The sequence below is a fragment of the Actinoplanes teichomyceticus ATCC 31121 genome, from assembly GCF_003711105.1.
Taxonomy (GTDB): Bacteria; Actinomycetota; Actinomycetes; order Mycobacteriales; family Micromonosporaceae; genus Actinoplanes; species Actinoplanes teichomyceticus.
On the sequence record NZ_CP023865.1, the window covers coordinates 3,895,132 to 3,913,126 of the forward strand.

Annotated in this window: 17 protein-coding genes; 8 read left to right on the top strand and 9 right to left on the bottom strand. The window is 74.7% G+C overall.

The genetic code is table 11. The features are described from left to right. Positions 1 to 120: 120 nt before the first annotated feature. Entirely contained in the window at positions 121 to 972 is an 852-nt protein-coding gene (locus tag ACTEI_RS17110; RefSeq protein WP_122978573.1) for a universal stress protein, read from the bottom strand. Between the two features lie 111 nt (positions 973 to 1,083). Here ACTEI_RS17110 and ACTEI_RS17115 point away from each other — a divergent pair, with 111 nt between their 5' ends. Next, positions 1,084 to 1,647: a DUF309 domain-containing protein gene (locus ACTEI_RS17115; protein ID WP_122978574.1), complete on the top strand. Its 564-nt coding sequence runs from the start codon at positions 1,084 to 1,086 to the stop codon at positions 1,645 to 1,647. Positions 1,648 to 1,703: 56 nt separating this feature from the next. Here the strand turns inward: ACTEI_RS17115 and ACTEI_RS17120 are convergent, their stop codons facing one another. Both ACTEI_RS17120 and def read right to left on the bottom strand, forming a co-directional pair. Further along, complete coding sequence (locus ACTEI_RS17120; RefSeq protein ID WP_122978575.1) at positions 1,704 to 3,014, bottom strand: lactate racemase domain-containing protein; 1,311 nt, start codon at positions 3,012 to 3,014, stop codon at positions 1,704 to 1,706. Between the two features lie 48 nt (positions 3,015 to 3,062). Then, entirely contained in the window at positions 3,063 to 3,608 is a 546-nt protein-coding gene (gene def, locus ACTEI_RS17125) for a peptide deformylase (protein WP_122978576.1), read from the bottom strand. 159 nt (positions 3,609 to 3,767) lie between these two features. Here def and ACTEI_RS17130 point away from each other — a divergent pair, with 159 nt between their 5' ends. Together ACTEI_RS17130 and ACTEI_RS17135 are read left to right on the top strand one after the other, a co-directional pair. Then, entirely contained in the window at positions 3,768 to 4,772 is a 1,005-nt protein-coding gene (locus ACTEI_RS17130; RefSeq protein WP_239082396.1) for a cation diffusion facilitator family transporter, read from the top strand. A 53-nt stretch (positions 4,773 to 4,825) separates the two neighbouring features. After that, entirely contained in the window at positions 4,826 to 5,383 is a 558-nt protein-coding gene (locus ACTEI_RS17135) for a DinB family protein (RefSeq protein WP_203723661.1), read from the top strand. Between the two features lie 43 nt (positions 5,384 to 5,426). Here ACTEI_RS17135 and ACTEI_RS17140 read toward each other — a convergent pair whose 3' ends face one another. The 3 genes from ACTEI_RS17140 to ACTEI_RS17150 form a co-directional block, all read right to left on the bottom strand. Then, complete coding sequence (locus tag ACTEI_RS17140) at positions 5,427 to 5,615, bottom strand: hypothetical protein (RefSeq protein WP_187645949.1); 189 nt, start codon at positions 5,613 to 5,615, stop codon at positions 5,427 to 5,429. Between the two features lie 58 nt (positions 5,616 to 5,673). Continuing rightward, positions 5,674 to 6,150: an NUDIX domain-containing protein gene (locus tag ACTEI_RS17145; protein ID WP_307837884.1), complete on the bottom strand. Its 477-nt coding sequence runs from the start codon at positions 6,148 to 6,150 to the stop codon at positions 5,674 to 5,676. A gap of 249 nt (positions 6,151 to 6,399) precedes the next feature. Continuing rightward, positions 6,400 to 7,053 (bottom strand): hypothetical protein, encoded by a 654-nt coding sequence (locus ACTEI_RS17150; RefSeq protein WP_145831056.1) that lies wholly within the window; start codon positions 7,051 to 7,053, stop codon positions 6,400 to 6,402. A gap of 69 nt (positions 7,054 to 7,122) precedes the next feature. On the opposite strand from ACTEI_RS17150, the gene ACTEI_RS17155 reads away from it, so the two are divergent. After that, positions 7,123 to 7,986, top strand: coding sequence for a glucose 1-dehydrogenase (locus tag ACTEI_RS17155; protein WP_122982216.1), 864 nt, complete (start codon positions 7,123 to 7,125; stop codon positions 7,984 to 7,986). Between the two features lie 449 nt (positions 7,987 to 8,435). On the opposite strand, the gene ACTEI_RS17160 is transcribed toward ACTEI_RS17155, so the two are convergent. Continuing rightward, on the bottom strand, positions 8,436 to 8,651 hold the full coding sequence (locus ACTEI_RS17160; protein WP_122978579.1) for a hypothetical protein: 216 nt from the start codon (positions 8,649 to 8,651) through the stop codon (positions 8,436 to 8,438). Positions 8,652 to 8,992: 341 nt separating this feature from the next. Further along, the gene (locus ACTEI_RS17165) at positions 8,993 to 9,748 is read right to left on the bottom strand and encodes a DeoR/GlpR family DNA-binding transcription regulator (RefSeq protein WP_122978580.1); all 756 of its coding nucleotides are present in this window, start codon (positions 9,746 to 9,748) and stop codon (positions 8,993 to 8,995) included. A 57-nt stretch (positions 9,749 to 9,805) separates the two neighbouring features. On the opposite strand from ACTEI_RS17165, the gene ACTEI_RS17170 reads away from it, so the two are divergent. The 4 genes from ACTEI_RS17170 to ACTEI_RS17190 all read left to right on the top strand — a co-directional run bounded on the left by ACTEI_RS17170 (position 9,806) and on the right by ACTEI_RS17190 (position 15,237). Beyond that, positions 9,806 to 10,471, top strand: coding sequence for an NUDIX domain-containing protein (locus ACTEI_RS17170; protein ID WP_122978581.1), 666 nt, complete (start codon positions 9,806 to 9,808; stop codon positions 10,469 to 10,471). A gap of 408 nt (positions 10,472 to 10,879) precedes the next feature. Then, positions 10,880 to 11,212, top strand: a complete 333-nt coding sequence (locus ACTEI_RS17180; protein ID WP_122978583.1) for an STAS domain-containing protein — start codon at positions 10,880 to 10,882, stop codon at positions 11,210 to 11,212. 311 nt (positions 11,213 to 11,523) lie between these two features. Continuing rightward, the gene (locus ACTEI_RS17185; RefSeq protein ID WP_122978584.1) at positions 11,524 to 13,278 is read left to right on the top strand and encodes a hypothetical protein; all 1,755 of its coding nucleotides are present in this window, start codon (positions 11,524 to 11,526) and stop codon (positions 13,276 to 13,278) included. Between the two features lie 198 nt (positions 13,279 to 13,476). Then, positions 13,477 to 15,237 (top strand): GGDEF domain-containing protein, encoded by a 1,761-nt coding sequence (locus ACTEI_RS17190; protein ID WP_203723660.1) that lies wholly within the window; start codon positions 13,477 to 13,479, stop codon positions 15,235 to 15,237. A 478-nt stretch (positions 15,238 to 15,715) separates the two neighbouring features. Here the strand turns inward: ACTEI_RS17190 and ACTEI_RS17195 are convergent, their stop codons facing one another. Next, complete coding sequence (locus tag ACTEI_RS17195) at positions 15,716 to 17,941, bottom strand: putative bifunctional diguanylate cyclase/phosphodiesterase (protein WP_122978586.1); 2,226 nt, start codon at positions 17,939 to 17,941, stop codon at positions 15,716 to 15,718. Positions 17,942 to 17,995 lie beyond the last annotated feature (54 nt).

Genomic DNA, 17,995 nt, shown 5'->3' on the forward strand with positions numbered 1-17,995 from the left:
GTCAAGACGCTAAAACCTCAACTCCGGTTCATGTCAAAGCGTTGTTGCTCACTTGGTCCTTGCCGGCCAGGACGTTGGTCCCGGGCGGGACGCGGTTGTGCCGGACCGCCCGGGGTGGGCTCACTGCGGGAGCGGGCGCACGATGTAGACCGGGCAGGCCGCGTGGTGCAGCAGCTGCAGGCTGGTCGAACCCACCAGCGTGCCGGTGACCAGCCCGTGCCCGTGGCTGCCGACGATGATCAGCCGGGCCTTGCCGGACGCGGCCACCAGCGCGGCCGGCGGGGTGTCGTGGGTCAGCACCACCTCGACCCGGACGTCCGGGAACTTCGACCGCCACGGCGCCAGCTGCTCGTCCAGGCGGGCGAGTTCGGCGGCCTCGACGTTCGGCGGGTCGGCGGTGACCCACGCCGGGACGACCGGCGGGCAGGCCCGGATCACGGTGACCGGGCAGTTCTGGTCGGCCGCTGCGTTGAACACCGTCTCCAGGACCAGGTCGGCGTTCGGGGAGTCGTCGATGCCGGCGGCGATCGGCGCGTCCGCGGCCGGGCTGCCGCCCACCACGACGACCGGGCAGGGGGCGTGGGTGGCGACCCGCTGGCTGGTCGAGCCGAGCAGCATCCCGGCGAAGCCACCGCGCCCGCGCCGGCCCAGCACCAGCAGCTGGGCGCCGCGGGCCGACTCCAGCAGCCGCGGAACGGCGTGCCCGATCAGGGTGAACGTCTGCGGGGTGAGCTCCGGCGCGATGTTGCGGACCCGCTCCACCGCCGCCGCGATGATGCCCTCGGCCTGCGCCCGGGCGGTGTCGACGTGCTCGTTGCCGATCTCGAAGCGCGACTCGCGCCAGTCCCAGTCGAAGGCGTGCACGATGCGCAGGGTCAGGCCGCGCTGGTGTGCTTCCCGAGCCGCCCAGTCGATGGCGGCGTCGCTCGTTTCCGTGCCGTCGGTGCCGACGACGATGCCAGTGGTCCGCATGGCAGGTTCCCTTCGTCTCTGCTGCCATCTTCGCCAACGCTCGATCTTGCCGGGCAGGGCTGGTAGAACCCGCGCCGGCGGGCCGAAGGTCCCGGCGGCAGTATGGAAGGCATGGATTCCGGTACGACGCCCGCAGACCGCCCGTACAACCAGGTTTCCGGCATCGCGCCCGGCGACCGGCCGGGCCCGGACACGCGGCCCGGCCGGGTCGCCCGGGACCGGGACCCGGCCGGTCGCGCCCGCAACGCCCGGCCCCGCGACGGCCTGGGCCGGCCCCTGCCGCACGGGATGACCGGGGTGCCCACCACGCCCGACGACCTGGCGCTGCCGCCGGAGGAGGCGCTGCGCGAGGCGGAGCGGCTGCTGGCCGCGGGCCGGCCGTTCCACGCGCACGAGGTGCTGGAGGGGGCGTGGAAGGCGTGTGACGACGACACCCGGGAGCTGTGGAAGGGTCTGGCGCAGCTCGCGGTGGGCGTCACCCACCTGCGGCGGGGAAACCAGGTCGGCGCGGTCCGGTTGCTGACCCGGGCGGCGGACCGGATCGCGCCGTACGCGGCCGGCGCCCCGCACGGGATCGCCGTCGCCGCGCTGACCGCCTGGGCCCGGACCCTGATCGCGCGGATCGGCAGCGGCCCGGTGCCGCCGGAGATGCTGGCGCCCCGCCTGGTCGACTAACCGTGCCGGGGCGGCGGTGCGGTGCCGCCGGAGATGCTGGCGCCCCGCCTGGTCGACTAACCGTGCCGGGGCGGCGGCCCGGCCGGGGTGGCGGCGGAGCCGGACGCGGCGGTCACCGGCGCCGGTGGGTCAGCGGCCGGCCGCAGCCGGTACAGGACCTCGCCGGCGTCGGGCACCACGAACGTCCCCGGGTCGACGGCCAGCGCGGCCAGGTCGAGGCGGGCCGGGTCCAGGTGGTCGAGGTTCGCGCCGCGGACCACGTGCTCCGGGATCCCGGTGGCCAGGGTGACCGTGACCCGGGGCCGCTCGCCCCCGACCGGGTCCCAGACGCCGGCGCCGCGCAGGTGGGTGGAGTGCGCCAGGACACCCCAGTGCTGGTCACGGAACCGGTCCCACTGTTTCACGAAGTAGTCGCGGCAGTGGTAGCCGATCCGCTCGATCTCCGGATGCATCGCGGAGATCCGGGTGATGTGCGGCGCGTAGACGATCACCTGGCCGCCGTCGGCGACGATCGGCTCGACCTTGTAGAAACCCTTCGCGCCGGTCCACATGTCGGCGTACTTCTCCGGGATGATCGACAGCACCCGCCGGACCGGGGCGTCGAGGTACCGCACGTGCGTCTGCGCGGAGATGTCGGCGCACGCCGCCCACGCCTGCTCGGGAGTGCCGAACGACGCCGCGTGCAGCGCGCCGGTGCCGGACTGCACCACCAGGCACAGCGCCCGCCGGCGCGCCGGGATCATCGCCGCCGCCTCGTCGATCAGCGCCCGGACCGGGGTCGTCCCGCGGGTTCCGATGATCTCGGCGCTGCTGATCAGCGCGCCCAGCCAGTGCGAGAAGTCGATGATCTCCTGGCCGGCGATGCCCGGGAAGAAGTACTTGTTGCCGCCGGAGAAGCCGACCACCTCGTGCGGGAAGACCGGGCCGATCACCAGGCACACGTCGTGCTCGACGACGGCGCGGTTGAGGGTGACGTCGATCGCCTGCCGCATCCGGCCCTCGGACAGCCGCGCCACCCGCTCGGCGCCGATGCGGCCGAGCGAGACCAGCGTGTCCGGCAGCCACCACTCGTGGTTGCGCACCTCGAAGCCCGGGTACGGCCCGCCGAGGTGCCCGCTCAGCTGCGCGTCGGACATCGGGGCGTGGGTGCCCAGCGCGATCAGCACGGTGACCGCGGCGGCCCGGCCGTGCAGCGCCTCGTGCACGGCGCCCAGCAGCAGCGGCAGCGGGCAGCTGCGGGTGCCGTCCGGGACGATCACGCAGACCCGGCGGCCGTCGAGATCCTCCGCGGCCAGCCGGGCCAGCACGAACGCTCGTACGTCGCAGTCGCTGAGCGTGCGCCCGGCGGCGCCGATGGTTTCCGCCATCCCTGCACCATGCGACGCGGCCGGACCGGCCGCAAGCAGGATGACCCGTCAGTGGGGGCTGACCCGCACCCGGGCGGCCGGCAGGCCCTCGAACCACGCGGCCTCGCGGAGGGTGTCCAGCAGCCGCTGCCGGGCCCGCGCGTCCTGCCGGTCGATGAACAGAATCCCGTCCAGGTGGTCGGTCTCGTGCTGCAGGCACCGCGCCAGCAGGCCCTCGCCGACCACCTGCACCGGGTCGCCGTGCCGGGTGTAGCCCTTGGCGACGGTGTTCAGCCGGCGCTTGGTGTCCAGGTAGATGCCGGGAATCGACAGGCAGCCCTCCGGACCGGACTGCTCCTGCTCGTCCGGGAACTCCAGGACCGGGTTGACCAGGTGGTCCAGGCGGCGGTCGTTGCCCGGCAGGTCCGGGTTGATCGCGAAGACGCGCAGGCCGACCCCGATCTGCGGGGCGGCCAGGCCGGCGCCGCGCGACTCGGCCAGGGTCTGGGTCAGATCCCGGACCAGCACGGCCAGCTCGGCATCGAAGTCGGTCACCGGCTCGGCGACGCGGCGCAGCACCGGGTCACCGACCTGCCGGATGGGGAGCACGGTCACGGCGGACCTCCAGGATCGCGGGACAGGCGCCGTCCGCACCGGCCGGCGCGGCCTCCGGCCGTACGCTACCGCGCCGCCGGGCGGCCCGGGACCGTCGCCGGTCGCCCGGCGTGCCTCGCGTGGGTGTGCGCGGTCGCGAAGGCGGGTACCGCGGGATCCGTGGACGACACCGCCATGGACAAGATCGCCGTCGCCGACCGGGCCGCCGCGCCGGCCGCCTCCGGTGACGAGGAACGCAACACCGGCCGCAACGCGGGGGAGAGCACCTGGACCGTGCTCGTCGCGGTGGCCGCCAACGGGGCGATCGCCGTCGCGAAGATCGTCGCCGGGCTGCTCACCGGGTCCGCGTCGATGTGGGCCGAGGCGGCCCACTCGATCGCCGACACCGGCAACGAGGTCCTGCTGCTGATCGGCCTGAAACGCTCCCGGCGCGAGCCCGACGAGCGGCACCCCTTCGGGTACGGACAGGAGCGTTATTTCTGGACGTTCCTCGCCGCGCTGGGCATCTTCCTGGTCGGCGGGGTGCTGTCAATCGGTGAGGGCGTACGCGGCATGCTGATGCCGGAGCCGGTGGAGTCGCTCGGGGTCGGCATCGGGGTGCTGGTGGTGGCCGCCGGATTCGAGAGTTACTCCTGGTACACCGCGCACAAGCAGCTGCGCGCCGAGTCCCGGCAGCGCAACCGTTCCCTGCGGCACCACCTGCGGCACGCCTCCGACCCGAGCGCGACCACGGTCTTCCTCGAGGACACCGCCGCGCTGGCCGGGCTGGGCATCGCGCTCGTGGCGCTGATCCTGCACGCGGTGACCGGGTGGGCCGGCTGGGACGCGGTCGGCAGCATGTCGATCGGGCTGCTGCTGATCCTGGTCGCCTGGCTGCTGGCCCGCCGCTCGAAGGGGCTGCTGCTGGACGAGTCGGCGCCGGCCGACGTGCTCGACCCGATCCGCGAGCAGGTGCGCGGCGAGGCGTGGGTGGGCCGGATCCGGGACCTGCACGCCGTCTGGGTCGGACCGTCGCAGCTGCTGGTCAACGTCTGGGTGACGCCGGCCGCGGCGGTCCGCGACGCGCCCGCCGCCCAGCTGCTCGCGCACTCCGACGACCTGCGCCGCCGGCTGATGGCCGACGACGCGATCGCCCGGGTCACCGTCACGCTGGAGCGCGACTGACCGCCGCCGGAAACCGGTTTGTCCGGTCGGCCGGACCGGTCCAGGATCGGCTCATGACGAGTCAGCGGGTGGTGGGTCATGGCGGCATGTGGGCGCGTCCGGAGCAGGACCCCCGGACGAACGGGACGCCGGTGGGCGAGCTGGAGACGATCCGGGAGTACCTGAGCAACTACCGGCGCACGCTCGCCATGAAGTGCGAGGATCTCTCGCCGGAGCAGCTGGCGGCGCGCTCGGTGCCACCGTCCACGATGAGCCTGCTGGGCCTGGTCCGGCACATGGCGAAGGTGGAACACCTCTGGTTCCAGGCGACCCTGCGCGGCAGCGACATGCCGGCGCCGTTCTGGTCCGCCGACCGGCGCGACGTGGACTTCGACGGCGCGACGCCGGACGCGGCGGTGGTGCGGGAGGCGTTCGTGACCTGGGAGGCGCAGGTGGCCGGCGCCGACCGGGTGCTGGACGGGCTGACCGACCTGGGGGCGATGGTGGCGTTGCCCAAGGGCGGCGAGTCCAGCGTCCGGGACATCCTGATCCACCTGATCGAGGAGTACGCCCGGCACTGCGGGCACGCCGACCTGTTGCGCGAGTGCATCGACGGGCGTACCGGGCAGTGACCGGGGCGCCGGCGGCGTGGCACTCCACGCCGCCGGCCGCGGGTCACGCGGCGTAGGTCTCGAATTCGGCCACCCGCGGCGTACCGGAGGCGGCGGTGATCCGGAAGGTCAGCTCGGTCAGCGCGGTCGCGGGGAAGGGGACGACCCCGGCTCCGCTGCCGGCCAGGACCGCGCCGGTGCCGCCGTCGAGGACCTGGTACGAGCGGATGACGCCGGTGGCGCCGGTGTGCAACGCGACTCACCCTCGGCGGTCGGCCCCGGGTCGCGGCGCCCGCGCGCGTCACGGCCGCTCAAGCCACGAGGAAACCGTTCTCCAGGTAGACCGCCCTGTGCTCGGCCCGGGCCCGGACCGCCGCGGCGATCCTGCGGGCCAGCAACCCGGAGAGCCGCTCGCCGGCCTCCGGCTCGGTGCACCAGGCCCAGCCGCGCAACTCCTCGGCGGGCAACCGGATCCGCGCCGTCTGCCGTGGCGTGAGGATCCCGCCGTCGAACACCAGCATCAGGCCCTCGGTCCGGCCGGGGCGCGGCGGCACCCAGTCGGTCACCAGCAGCCGGCCCGGCCGCACCGGCAGGCCCAGCTCCTCGTCGAGCTCGCGCACCGCCGCCGCGTACGGCGACTCGTCGGCCTCCACCGCGCCGCCCGGGATCTCCCAGTGGTCCTTGTACGTCGGCTCGACCAGCAGCACCCGGCCTCGATCGTCGGACAGCAGGACCGCGGATCCCATCCGCTTGCGCGGCAACGTGGCGGTGAAGTCGGCGTCGGTCACCGGGTCAGGCTAACCACCAGCCGCTCGCCGTGGGTGTCACACCGCATCACCGAGGGCCCGGGCGTCCGCCCCCGCCCGGAACCCGCACGGTCCGCAGTGGAGCCGGCGGATCCGCCTCACGGGATGACCGGCCGGCGGGTGAGCCGCCGGTAGAGGTCGGCGGGTGGGCCGACGGCCTCGACGGCGTCCGGCCGGGCCGGCGCACACCGATGGCTGGGCGGCCGGCGTGCGGAAGCGCCGCCACCGGCGCTACGTCGCGGTGAGGGCGCCGGGCGGCGGTACGGTCGGCGACGGCGCGAGGTCGAGCGCCGGTGGGTGCGGCGCCGGTGTGCGCGGGCAGTGCCGGCGGGCGAGCCGGCCCAGCGGCTCGGCGGGCTCGTCGGCCTGCGCGCAGGCCACCGTGCCGAGGCCGGTGGTCGTCCAGGACGTGAAGGTGCCGGTGACCGGCGGCGCGCAGTCCACCGTGAAGTCCGCCGTGATGGTCTCCACGCCCTGGTAGAGCAGGCTCTCCGGAATGCTGGGATCGTCCTGGGCGCCGCCGAGCATGCTGTAGCCGCCGTCCGGCAGCCGCACCGGCCCGGTCCGCACCGTGCTGCCGGTCGCGGTGCTCAGCGACGCGGCCAGCGCGGCGACCCAGCCGTCCGGTGCGGTCACGCCGGCCACGGAGGCGGTGATCGGCTCGTCCAGCACCACCGTGCCGGTGCCGCCGGCGTCCGAGGCGAACAGGTCGACCCGGGTCAGGCGGGGCTGCCGCACCGGTGTCGACCAGTGGACGGTCGCGCCGGACGGGTCGCAGCCGGCCGGCACGGCCGCAGCCCCCGCCGTGCCGGCGGCGGCGCAGCCCGCCGCGGCCACCGCCGCCAGGGTGGCCAGAGTCGCGCCCACGGCCCGATGGTCGATCATGAGCAGATCATCGCCGCCGCCCGCGCGGGCGGCGGGTTTGGGGTGGCCCTGCCGGGGAAAGCCGCGCTCATGACCACGACCAAGGAAGACCGGCAGGCGCAGGAGCGGCAGCAGCGGCCGCCCGGTCACACCACCCAGATGGACCGCAAACCCGACCACGGCGAGGACAGCTACCGCGGGTCCGGACGGCTCACCGGCAAGAAGGCGGTGATCACCGGCGGCGACAGCGGCATCGGCCGGGCCGTGGCGCTCGCCTTCGCCCGCGAGGGCGCCGACGTGCTGATCAACTACCTGCCGCAGGAACAGGACGACGCGCGGGAGACCGCGGCGCTGGTGGAGGCGGCCGGGCGCAAGGTCGCGCTGGCGCCGGGCGACCTGACCGACCCGGACCGGAGCCGCACGATCGTCGAGCAGGCGGTCCGCGAGCTCGGCGGCATCGACGTGCTGGTGAACAACGCGGCCTACCAGATGACCCACGAAACCGTCGAGGAGGTCTCCGACCAGGAATGGCAGCACACCCTCGACGTGAACATCACCGCGATGTTCCGGCTGGTCAAGGCCGCCCTGCCGCACCTGAAGGAGGGCGCGTCCATCATCAACACCAGCTCGGTCAACTATGACCAGCCGAAGCCGACACTGCTGCCGTACGCGACCACGAAGGGCGCGATCGCCAACTTCACCGCGGGGCTGGCGCAGCTGCTCGGCGACCGGGGGATCCGCGTCAACGCGGTCGCTCCCGGGCCGATCTGGACGCCGCTGATCCCGTCGACCATGCCGCCCGAGCAGGTCGCGGAGTTCGGCAAGAACACGCCGCTCGGCCGCGCCGGGGAGCCCCGGGAGGTCGCTCCGGCGTACGTCCTGCTCGCCTCCGACGAGGCCAGTTACATCTCCGGGGCGGTCATCCCGGTCACCGGAGGCAAGCCGATCCTGTGACCGCCGCGTACCGAAGAGAAGGCCGCCGTGACCACCGGCGGCCTTTCTGCCGCCCGGCGTGCCCCGCGCCGGCTGCGGGCGGGCGCGCCGGCGCAGCGGTGGGCGCGACCGGCGATCCCGGGCAGGATCTTCGGCATGGTTCGATACCTGGTGGCCGCGGTCGGCGCTCGGTTGGCCGACGAGGGCGCCCGGGTGGCGATCGTGCTGCTGGCCCTGGAACGGCCCGGCGATGCCGGGCTGGGCGGGCTGCTGGTGGCCGCGCTGATGGTGCCGCACGTGCTGGCCGCGCCGCTGGTCGGCGCGGCCGCCGGTGACCACGGCCGCGGCCGGAGGGCTGCTCGCGGCGTACCCGCCCGCGGTCGTGCTGACCGCCGTCGCCGGCTGCCAGCTGCTCGGCGTGGCCGCCGGCGGTGCGCTGCTGTCCGTGGACCGTGGTCGGCGGCCGGGCGTCAGACCCGCTGCGTCTCGGTCGTCGAGGGGTGCAGCTCGGCGGTCGTCTTCTTGACGAACCGGCCGGTGCTGGTGCTGCGGTGCACCTCGCGGTCGCCGTGGTCGCCGCCCACGTGCTCGGTGGTCGTGGTCCGCGGCTCCTTCCTGGCGGTGCTCTCCTTGACGAAACGTCCGGTGCGCGCGCTGCGGTTCACGTCGTGCTCGTTGCTGGCCATGTCGGGGGGTCCTCCTGCCGTGTCGGGTTACCGGTGGCTGTCTCTGTGCCCACTCGCCGCGATCGGAAACGCCGCGGCCCCTACGCGGGGTGACGGCCGCGGGCCGCCGCGAGGCTTCGCGGTGGTCCGGGCGGGTTCCTTTTCGGTACGACCCGAGCCGTCCCGCCCGCGGTCACGCGCCGGAGTCCGTGCCCGTGCCGCCCGGCGGTCCGATCCGGACCCGGCGCCCCGCCACGGCGCGCCTCGACCGCACGATCGCGTCCATCGTGGCCCGGGCCCCGCGGCCGGCGATCCGGTGACGTGCCGCGCCGGCGCACGGCTGGCGGCCCCGCGGCCGGCGCTCACGCCGGTACGATCGTGACGCCGGCGTCGCGCAGCGACCGTACCGTCGGGTGGTCCGGCGCGGCATCGGTCACGATGCCGCTCACCTCGCCCGGAGCGAGCACCGTGAACGGTGCGGCGGCGCCGATCTTCTCGCTGCTGGCCAGCACGTAGGTGTCGGCGGCGCGGGTGGCCAGGACGCGTTTCATCGCGGCCTCCTCGACGTCACCGGTGGTGAGCCCGGCCTCCGGGTGGACGCCGGTCACGCCGAGCAGGAACAGGTCCGCCGAGATGCCGCGGGCCGCCTCCGCGGTGGCCGCCCCGCAGGTCACCACGGAGTGCTTGAAGAGGCGGCCGCCGAGCACGTAGACGTCGACCGCCGGGTGCGCCACCAGCGCGGCGGCGACCGTCGGACTGTGCGTGACGATGGTCGCGGACAGCTCCGGCGGCAGGGCGGCGGTGACCGCCAGCGCGGTGGTGCCGCCGTCGAGCAGCACGGTGCTGCCGGGCCGGATCAGCGTGGCGGCCGCGGCGGCGACCCGCGCCTTGCTGTCGGCCGCGACGGTGGCGCGGGTGGCGTGGTCGGCGGTCGCCGCGGAGACCGGCAGCGCCCCGCCGTAGACCCGCCGGCACAGGCCGGCCGCGGCGAGCTCGCGCAGGTCCCGGCGGATCATGTCCTCGGTGACGCCCAGTCGCGCCGCGACGTCCTTGGCCACCACCTTGCCCGTGGTCTGCAGGTGGGACAGCAGGACCGCACGTCGCTCCGCGGCCAGCATCCGTGTTTCTCCCCGATGTTGTCGACTGTTGCGCGTTGTCCCGGGTAGGTTACCGGCATGACCGCACAACCCGGCATCGACATCCCGGACGCTCGTGGCCGCACCGGCCTGGACCGGGCGGGGCGCGACCTCACCGGCAACCCGGACGTGATCGTGCGCGATGTGGAGCTGCTCGCCACGGCCTGGCACGTGCTGCGCCGCACGACGTACGACTACCGCCGCCGCGACGGCAGCTGGAGCCGTGAGCGGCGGGAGACCTATGACCGCGGCGACGGCGCCACCGTGCTGCTCTACCACCCCGAGCAGGAGACCGTGCTGCTCACCCGTCAGTTCCGCTACCCGGTCTACGTCAACGGGCACCCCGACGGCATGTTCCTGGAGACCGCCGCCGGCCTGCTCGACGGCGAGGACCCGGCCGCCGCGATCCGGCGTGAGGCGAGCGAGGAACTGGGTGTGGTGATCGGCGAGCTGGAGCCGGTCTTCGCGGTGTGGACCAGCCCCGGGTCGGTCACCGAGCGGGTGCACTGCTTCGCGGCGCCGTACAGCGCGCAGTCGCGGGTCGGTCCGGGCGGCGGTCTGGCCGACGACGGCGAGGACATCGCGGCCGTGGAGATGCCGTTCACGCAGGCGCTCAAGGGCATCGAGACCGGGGAGATCGCCGACGCGAAGACCATCATGCTGCTGCAGTGGGCGGCGCTGCGCGGCCCGTTCCGGTCGCGCTGACCGGTGGCGTCGCCGGCCTCGGACCGCACCGACCGCAAGCCCGCGCGCTCGGGGTCCGCCCGTTCCCGGTCCGCGCGTTCCCGGTCCGCGCGTTCCCGGTCCGCGCGTTCCCGGTCCGCGCGCTCCCGGTCCGCGCGCTCCCGGACTGCCTGCTGCGGCCTCGCGCGCTCCCGGACCCGCGCGCTCCCGGACCCGCGCGCTCCCGGACCCGCGCGCTCCCGGACCCGCGCGCTCCCGGACCCGCGCGCTCCCGGACCCGCGGGCTCCCGCCCCGCCGGGGCGACCCGAACGGCTGAATCCCGTGCGGTCGGCACCCGGCCCGCCCGAGCCGTCCCCCGCGGCCACCGCAGGTGGGCGGCTCGCCCCGCGCGCACCGGCCGGAATTGCGGCTGATAGGCGGATATCGTGATGGACGACCATTTCAAGATCGCTACGAGCCTGAGCGTGGCCGGCGACGGGGTGACGACGTTCAGCGTCACCCTGGCCGGCTCGCTCGACCTCGGCAGCCGCGACGAGCTGCGCGCGGCACTGCTCGGCATCGTCCAGGCCGGGGGCGGCGGCCGCATCGTGGTGGACCTGAGCCGGGTCCGGTTCATCGACTCGGAGGCGATCAGCGCCCTGATCCAGAGCTACCTGGCCGCCGAACGGGCCGGGTACTCGTTCCGGCTGATCCGGGCCGTGGGGATCGTCGAGCGGGTGCTCACCGTCGTCGGCCTCGGCTACCTGCTGGAGCGGCCCTGACCGGGGACCGCGCGGCGGCCGCCGCCGTCGCGGTACGCGCGGTGCCCCGCCACCCGGTCCACCGGCTCGAACCGCTGTCCCCGCACCCGGCCGACCGCTGTCCCGGCCGGACCGGACAGGGCGGGGTCACCGGGCCGCCCTCCCGGGGCAGCACGATCGCGTCGTCGATCAGGTGCCCGCGCGGGCGGCCGGCCGTGCCGGACGCCAGGCTGCCCCGCGGGTGAGGTGCCGCGACCGAGCGTCGGCACCCCGGACCGGGGAGGATAACCTCGGCACGCGGCACGGCGGGTGAGCGGAAGGGGCGGACGGGCTTGACGACCGAGGACGACCTGCTCCTGCTGCGCGCCTACGAGCCGGTGCTCAGGTTCACCGCGGGCGAGTGGTTCCACCCGGTCTCGGTGGACCGCTACGTCAGCCGGGCCAGTCTGTGGCGTGCCGAACCCGGCGCCGGCCCGGTCCGGGTGGCCGCGGCCGGCACGCTCAGCCTGGACACCCTGGCCGCGGCCGGGGGCGCCGAGCAGGGCCTGCGCTACTCGCTGTCCGGGATCGGCGGCACCGAGAAGCACCTCGCGCACGTCCCGCTGCGGGAGCGGCCCCCGCACCTGGCCCGGGCCAGCCGCCTGGCGCAGGTCGGCCTCACCGCCCGGCTGGTCGACGCGATGAACCGCTTCTCGCTGCTGTTCCGTGGCAGCGTGCCCGGCGGCAGCGCCGCGCAATCGTTCCTGCTGCAGCGCGACCACCTGGAACCGCACCGGCCCACCTACTACGGGCGGGTGCTGCGCGACGACCCGTGGATCGTCTGCCAGTACTGGTTCTTCTACAGCTTCAACAACTGGCGGTCGGCGTTCGGCGGGGTCAACGAGCACGAGGCCGACTGGGAGCAGGTCACCGTCTACCTCGACGGGACCGGGGTATGCGACCAGGACGGGCTGCCGCCGCCGCGGTGGGTGGTGTTCTCCGCGCACGAGGAGGTCGGCGACGACCTGCGGCGGCGCTGGGACGACCCGGACCTGACCGTCGCCGGGCACCGGCATCCGGTGGTCTTCGTCGGGGCCGGCTCGCACTCCGGCGCCTACCTGCCCGGCGACTACCTGATCACGGTACGGCCGCCGAAGCTGCGCGGCCTGGTCACCGCGCTGCGCTGGTCGGCCCGGCTGCTGGCGCCCTGGTCGGCCGAGGACCGGCGGATGCTCGGCATCCCGTACGTCGACTACGCCCGCGGCGACGGCCGGGCCATCGGACCCGGGCAGCCCCAGGGCTGGCATCCGGTGCTGATCGGCGACGACACGCCGTGGGTGCGCGACTTCCGCGGGCTGTGGGGCCGCGACACCCGCGACCGGCTCGGCGGCGAGCGCGGTCCGGCCGGTCCCCGGTACTCCCGCGACGGCGTGGTGCGGCAGTCCTGGGCGGACCCGGTCGGGTGGGCCGGGCTGGCGAAGGTGGTCCCCAACCAGGTGGCCGAGCGGCGGCTCGCCGAGATCCGTACCCGCCGCAACGAGGAGCGGCTGGCCGGGTTGGACCGCGAGATCGACGCCCTGCGCCACGACCTGGCGGTGGCGGCGGCCGGCCTGCCCGCCGCCGCGCCGGAGGTCCGCGCCCTCGCCGGCGGTGAGCAGCGGCTGCTCGACCTGCGGATGGAACGCACCCGCCTGGCCGACGAGCAGCGGCGGATGGCCACGGTCTGGCCGGTCGCCCACGACCCGCACGCGCACCTGCTGCACCGGCGGCTGCCGATGGAGCCGGCGACCGGTTTCCTCGGCCGGGCCCGTTCCTGGTGGGCGGTGCTGAGCACCCCGCTGATCCTGTGGGCGGTCGGCGCGGTGGTGTCCCCGCTGCCCATCGCCGGCAAGCAGACCGCGCTGGTCCTGCTGCTGGTGCTGCTGATCGTGGAGGGCCTGGTCCGCGGGAAACTGCTGGCCGTGCTGCTGCGCCTGCTGCTGGCCGGGGCGGTGGCCGCGTCGCTGGTGGTGCTCTGGTTCGACGGCCGCTACGTGGTGAACTTCGCGTTCTTCACCGCGGCCGTGCTGGTGCTGCTGGTCAACATCCGGGAGGCCTGGCGCCGCTGAGGGCGCGGCCGACCGCCGCAACGCTGAGCGCTGTCGCGAGCAGTCCTGCACCCCTACGGCAACCCCGGGGAAACCGACCGCCAACGGTGCCGGTGCTGAGATGGCGTGGTGACACGTTCGAGCAGGCGACCCGAGCCCTCCACGGCGCGAGCGAGCGCGCGTGTGCCCCGCTCGCCGGCCTGGATGCTGTGGTGCGGGATGGCGGCAGTGCCCGCTGTCTGCCACTTCATCGTCCCGGCGTCGAACGCCGTCGCGCAGTCGGTGCTCTACTGCCTGGTGACCGCAGGCACGGCGGTCGCGTTGGTGGTGGGCATCCGGCTGCATCGGCCGGCGGCCGGAGCCGTCTGGTGGCTCTTCGCCGGTGGCCAGACGATGTACCTCGCCGGCGACGTCGCCTACTTCGCTGCCACCGCCGGGGGCGACACCGGTTACCCCCTGTTCGCCAACGTCCTTTACCTCGCGCAGTACGTGTTCGCCGCCGCGGGGCTGGTGCTGCTGGGCGCGCGGCGCTTGCCTCGGCGCAATACCAGCGCGCTGATCGACACCGCGATACTCGCGGTGGCCGCGGCGGTCATCTGGTGGGTGTTCCTCATCCACCCCGCCGTCGCCGCGCCCGGCTTCTCCGCGCTGGACCGCGTGTGGGCCACCATCTATCCGGTCATGGACCTGTGCGTGCTCACGGTGGCGATCCGGCTGCTGCTCGGCAGTGGCGCCCGTCAGAGGTCATACCTTCTGTTGCTGGCGTACCTCGGCCTGACCCTGGCCGCCGACACCGCGTACGGCCTGTTGTCGTTGCACGGGGTGTACGTGACCGGTGGCTGGTCGGATGCGGTGTATCTGGCCAGCTACCTGGCGCTCGGCTCGGCTGCCCTGCACCCGTCGATGCGGCAGGTCGCCGATCCGGTGGAGGGCCGGTCGGGCGCGACGATGTACCGCGTGGTGCTGCTGGCGATCGCCACCCTGATCGCTCCCGCGGTCCTGCTGGTGCAGGCGCTGCGCCACGTCTCGAGCTCGGACCTGGTCGTGGTGGCCGCCTCGGCGGTGCTGTTCCTGCTGGTCCTCACTCGCATGGCCGGCCTCATCTCGGCGCAGCGCCGGATCGCCACGACCGACGGACTCACCGGCGTCTACACCCGCCGCTTCCTCTCCGAGGCGCTGGACGTCCACGGCGAGCGGGCCGCCCGGCACGGCACCTCGCTCGCCATGCTGCTGCTGGACGTGGACCACTTCAAACGCATCAACGACACGTACGGCCACCCGGCGGGCGACCAGGTCCTCGTGGAGGTGGCGCGCCGGCTGCAGGACGCCTGCCGCAGCACCGACATCGTCGCCCGATTCGGCGGCGAGGAGTTCGCGGTGCTGGTGACACCGGATCCCGACGGCCTGGCCACGCTGGCGGAGCGCCTGCGGGAACGGGTCGCCGGGACGCCGGTGCTCGTCGACGGCCGCGCGGCGGTCGCGGTGACCATCTCGATCGGCGCGGCCGAACTGCCCGGTGGCGCCTCCACCGACGACCTTCTCAACGCGGCGGACGCCGCGCTGTACGCGGCGAAGCGCGGCGGCCGCAACCGAGTCGTCATGAGCGATCCGGAGCACGCCGCGATCGCCCCGGACACGGCGAAGCCGGCCGCCGGCGGGTCGGCCGACGTCGAGGAGCAGATCCGGCAGTGGACCGCGGCGGTGGCCGAGGCCGTACGCCGCCGCGCGGACGACCCGGGCGTGCCGACCAGCCTGGTGGCCGGCGTTTGCACCGCGTGGGCGGTCATGCGCGCCGCCGGGCATCCGGGCCTGTCGGCGGAGCAGGCCCGCGCCGAGCTGCGGCGCTGCCGGGGGCTGGTGTTCCACCCGCACGCGGTCGACGCGTTCCTCGCGCTGGAGGCGGCCGGGCTGGTCGGTACGCCGGAACCCCGTGGCGGCGCCACGGCTGCCGGCGACGCGCGGATAGCGGTGTCCGCCTGACCGCTCACCCGCGGCTTCGATCATCGGCCGGCGCCGGCCGCGCCCGACCCGTGTGCTGCGGTGCGGCGCCGCCGTGCGGCCGGACGCGGGAGAGTCGTCGGTCCGCACGCCGACGCCGCCCGACGCATGGATGCGGCATACATCATTCCCGCGTCCGGTCGTGGTGTCCGGATCGCTGAGACTCGATCTGTTTCCTGTTTCCTGCCCGGCCTTGCCACCTCGGCGATGCGGGCCGCCGTCGGCGCCCGATCGAGCGTCTCCACGCTTCGGCACGTGTCCACGCTCTCCGCCCGCCGGGCCTGGCGGAGCCGATGAAGCCCATCATCGTGGTCCTGTCGCGGACCGGAATGGCGACCGGGTCCCCCCAGCAATCGCAGGCTCTCCTGGGTGGCGACGCGGTGCGGGGTCGTGTGCCTGAAGCAGCTGCACGACGTTCGCGGGGTGGCTGAACCGGGGAGCCCCCGCCCCGGACCGGTGATCAGAACGTGCGGTGACCGGCGTACGACGGGTCGGCGTCGCTGCCCGGCGGCCGGGCGGCGCCGAAGTCCGGGGCGGCGCTGGGGCGGCCGTAGAGGTAGCCCTGCAGCAGGCGGTAGCCGAGGTCGTACAGCGCCTCGGCCTGCTCGGCGGTCTCCACGCCCTCGGCGACGGCGGTCAGCCCCAGCCCGTCGCTGACCTGGATGAGCGCCCGGGCGATCACGGCGTGCCGGCCGGCCTCGGTGACCCGGTCGACGAACGACTTGTCGACCTTGAGCACGTCCACCGGCACGGTCTGCAGCAGCCCGAGCGAGGAGTGCCCGGTGCCGAAGTCGTCCAGCGCGATCCGGACCCCGAGCGCGCGCAGCTGGTGCAGCGCCTGCACGGCCTGGCCGCCGCCGAAGACCGCGGTCTCGGTGACCTCCACGGTCAGGCACCGCGGCGGCAGGCCGGTGTCGCGCAGGATGTCGGCGACGGCGCCGGGGAACTGCGGCCGGGCGAGCTGGCGTGCCGACACGTTGACGCTGACCCGGTCCGGCGCGGCCGGGCCGAGCTCGGCGCGCCAGCCGGCCATCTGCTCGCAGGCGGTCCGCAGGATCCATGCGCCCAGCTCGACGATCAGGCCGCTCTGCTCGGCCACCGGGATGAACTGCGCCGGGCTGATCAGGCCGCGCTGCGGGTGCCGCCAGCGGACCAGCGCCTCGACCGCGGCGACCCGGCCGCCGGGCAGCGCCACGATCGGCTGGTAGACCACCACGAAATGGCCGGCCTGCAGCGCCGCCTGCAATTCGGCGCCCAGCCGGGCGTGCTCGCCGGCCCGCTCGTCCAGCGCCGGCGACCAGTGCCGGTACGGTTCCCCGGTCTCCTTGGCCGCGTGCATCGCGGCCTCGGCCCGGCGCAGCGCCTCCACCGGTCCGGCGGCCTGCGCCAGTCCCAGACTGGCCCGGGCCAGCAGCTCGTGCCCGCCGGCCTCGACCGGCGCGCTGAGCGCCGCGGCGACCCGCCGGGCGATCTGCTCGTCGGTCACGGCCGCGGGCAGCAGCAGCCCGAACTCGTCGCCGCCGAGCCGGGCCACCAGGACCCCGTCCGAGGCCGCCTGACCGATCCGGCGGGCCAGCACGATCAGCACCCGGTCGCCGACCGGCCGGCCCAGCTCATCGTTGATGCTCTTGAAACCGCCGAGCCCCAGGAAGGCGACCCGCAGCGGACCGGCGCCGGCCGCCTCGGCCAGTGCCTGCTCGAAGTGCCGGCGGTTGGGCAGCCCGGTCAGGTCGTCGTGCGCGGCGATCTCCTGCAGCGCCGCGGCCTGCCCCTGCACCTGCCGCATCAGCCCGACCATCCGCGCGGCGACCAGCAGGAACAGCGCGGCCGAGCTGGCGCCGATGGCGAACCGGTCGACGGCACTGTCGCCGGCGCCGGGCAGGAACAGCATCGCCGGCGACAGCAGCGCGCAGCCGGCGAGCAGGGCCAGCTGCGCCCGGCCGACCCGGGCCGCGCGGGGTGCCGCCGGCTGCGCCGGCCGCGCCATGGACGGATGCAGCGCCGCGGCGGCCCACAGCACGTAGGAGAGCAGCCACCCGAAGTTGAACTGGTGGCCGTCGGTGTCGCTGTGCAGGCTCACCACGGAGTAACCGACGTCCGCGACCAGCAGCAGCAGGGCGGCGGCGCCGAGCAGCCGGGTGCTGACGGTCGGGCCCCGGGTGGTGAACAGGCGGGCGAGCAGGGCCAGCAGCAGCGCGTCGGCGGCCGGATAGGCGGTCGCGACGATCCGCAGCAGCGGGGGACTGCCGGACTCCGCGGCGACCGGGTGCAGCACGAAGATCCAGAACACCAGGCCCAGGCCGATGCCGGCCATGGCGGCGTCCGCGAGACCCTCCTTGCGGCTGCGCACCAGCAGCCACAGACCGGTCGCCAGCAGCGGATAGCTGCCCAGGTAGAACACGTCGGCGACGGAGGCGTCCGGATCCTGGTGGGCCACGTAGCTCAGGTACTCCCAGAGCAGGTCGCCGATCGCCGAGGCCGCCTGACCCGCGCTGAAGAGGTACCACGCGGCCGGACGGCGCGGGCGGTGCAGCCGGATCCCGACGAGGATCGCCACCGCGGACAGCAGGCCGATCGCGTTGTAGTACAGGTTGGCGGCGAGGCTCCCGTTGGGCAGCGTCAGCTGGCCGGCGGTGGCGGTCACGCCCACCGCCACCCACCAGCCCCAGACCGTCGATCGCCGCATGGACTGTCCATCGTCCGGCGTCGCTCCTGCTTGAGCCTCGACTCTTGATCATTT

Bases quoted from the DNA above. Each gene is read 5' to 3' on its own strand.
- ACTEI_RS17110 (WP_122978573.1), bottom strand. From the start codon at position 972: ATGCGGACCACTGGCATCGTCGTCGGCACCGACGGCACGGAAACGAGC.
- ACTEI_RS17115 (WP_122978574.1), top strand. From the start codon at position 1,084: ATGGATTCCGGTACGACGCCCGCAGACCGCCCGTACAACCAGGTTTCC.
- ACTEI_RS17120 (WP_122978575.1), bottom strand. From the start codon at position 3,014: ATGGCGGAAACCATCGGCGCCGCCGGGCGCACGCTCAGCGACTGCGAC.
- ACTEI_RS17135 (WP_203723661.1), top strand. From the start codon at position 4,826: ATGACGAGTCAGCGGGTGGTGGGTCATGGCGGCATGTGGGCGCGTCCG.
- ACTEI_RS17150 (WP_145831056.1), bottom strand. From the start codon at position 7,053: ATGATCGACCATCGGGCCGTGGGCGCGACTCTGGCCACCCTGGCGGCG.
- ACTEI_RS17155 (WP_122982216.1), top strand. From the start codon at position 7,123: ATGACCACGACCAAGGAAGACCGGCAGGCGCAGGAGCGGCAGCAGCGG.
- ACTEI_RS17160 (WP_122978579.1), bottom strand. From the start codon at position 8,651: ATGGCCAGCAACGAGCACGACGTGAACCGCAGCGCGCGCACCGGACGT.
- ACTEI_RS17165 (WP_122978580.1), bottom strand. From the start codon at position 9,748: ATGCTGGCCGCGGAGCGACGTGCGGTCCTGCTGTCCCACCTGCAGACC.
- ACTEI_RS17170 (WP_122978581.1), top strand. From the start codon at position 9,806: ATGACCGCACAACCCGGCATCGACATCCCGGACGCTCGTGGCCGCACC.
- ACTEI_RS17180 (WP_122978583.1), top strand. From the start codon at position 10,880: ATGGACGACCATTTCAAGATCGCTACGAGCCTGAGCGTGGCCGGCGAC.
- ACTEI_RS17190 (WP_203723660.1), top strand. From the start codon at position 13,477: ATGGCGGCAGTGCCCGCTGTCTGCCACTTCATCGTCCCGGCGTCGAAC.
- ACTEI_RS17195 (WP_122978586.1), bottom strand. From the start codon at position 17,941: ATGCGGCGATCGACGGTCTGGGGCTGGTGGGTGGCGGTGGGCGTGACC.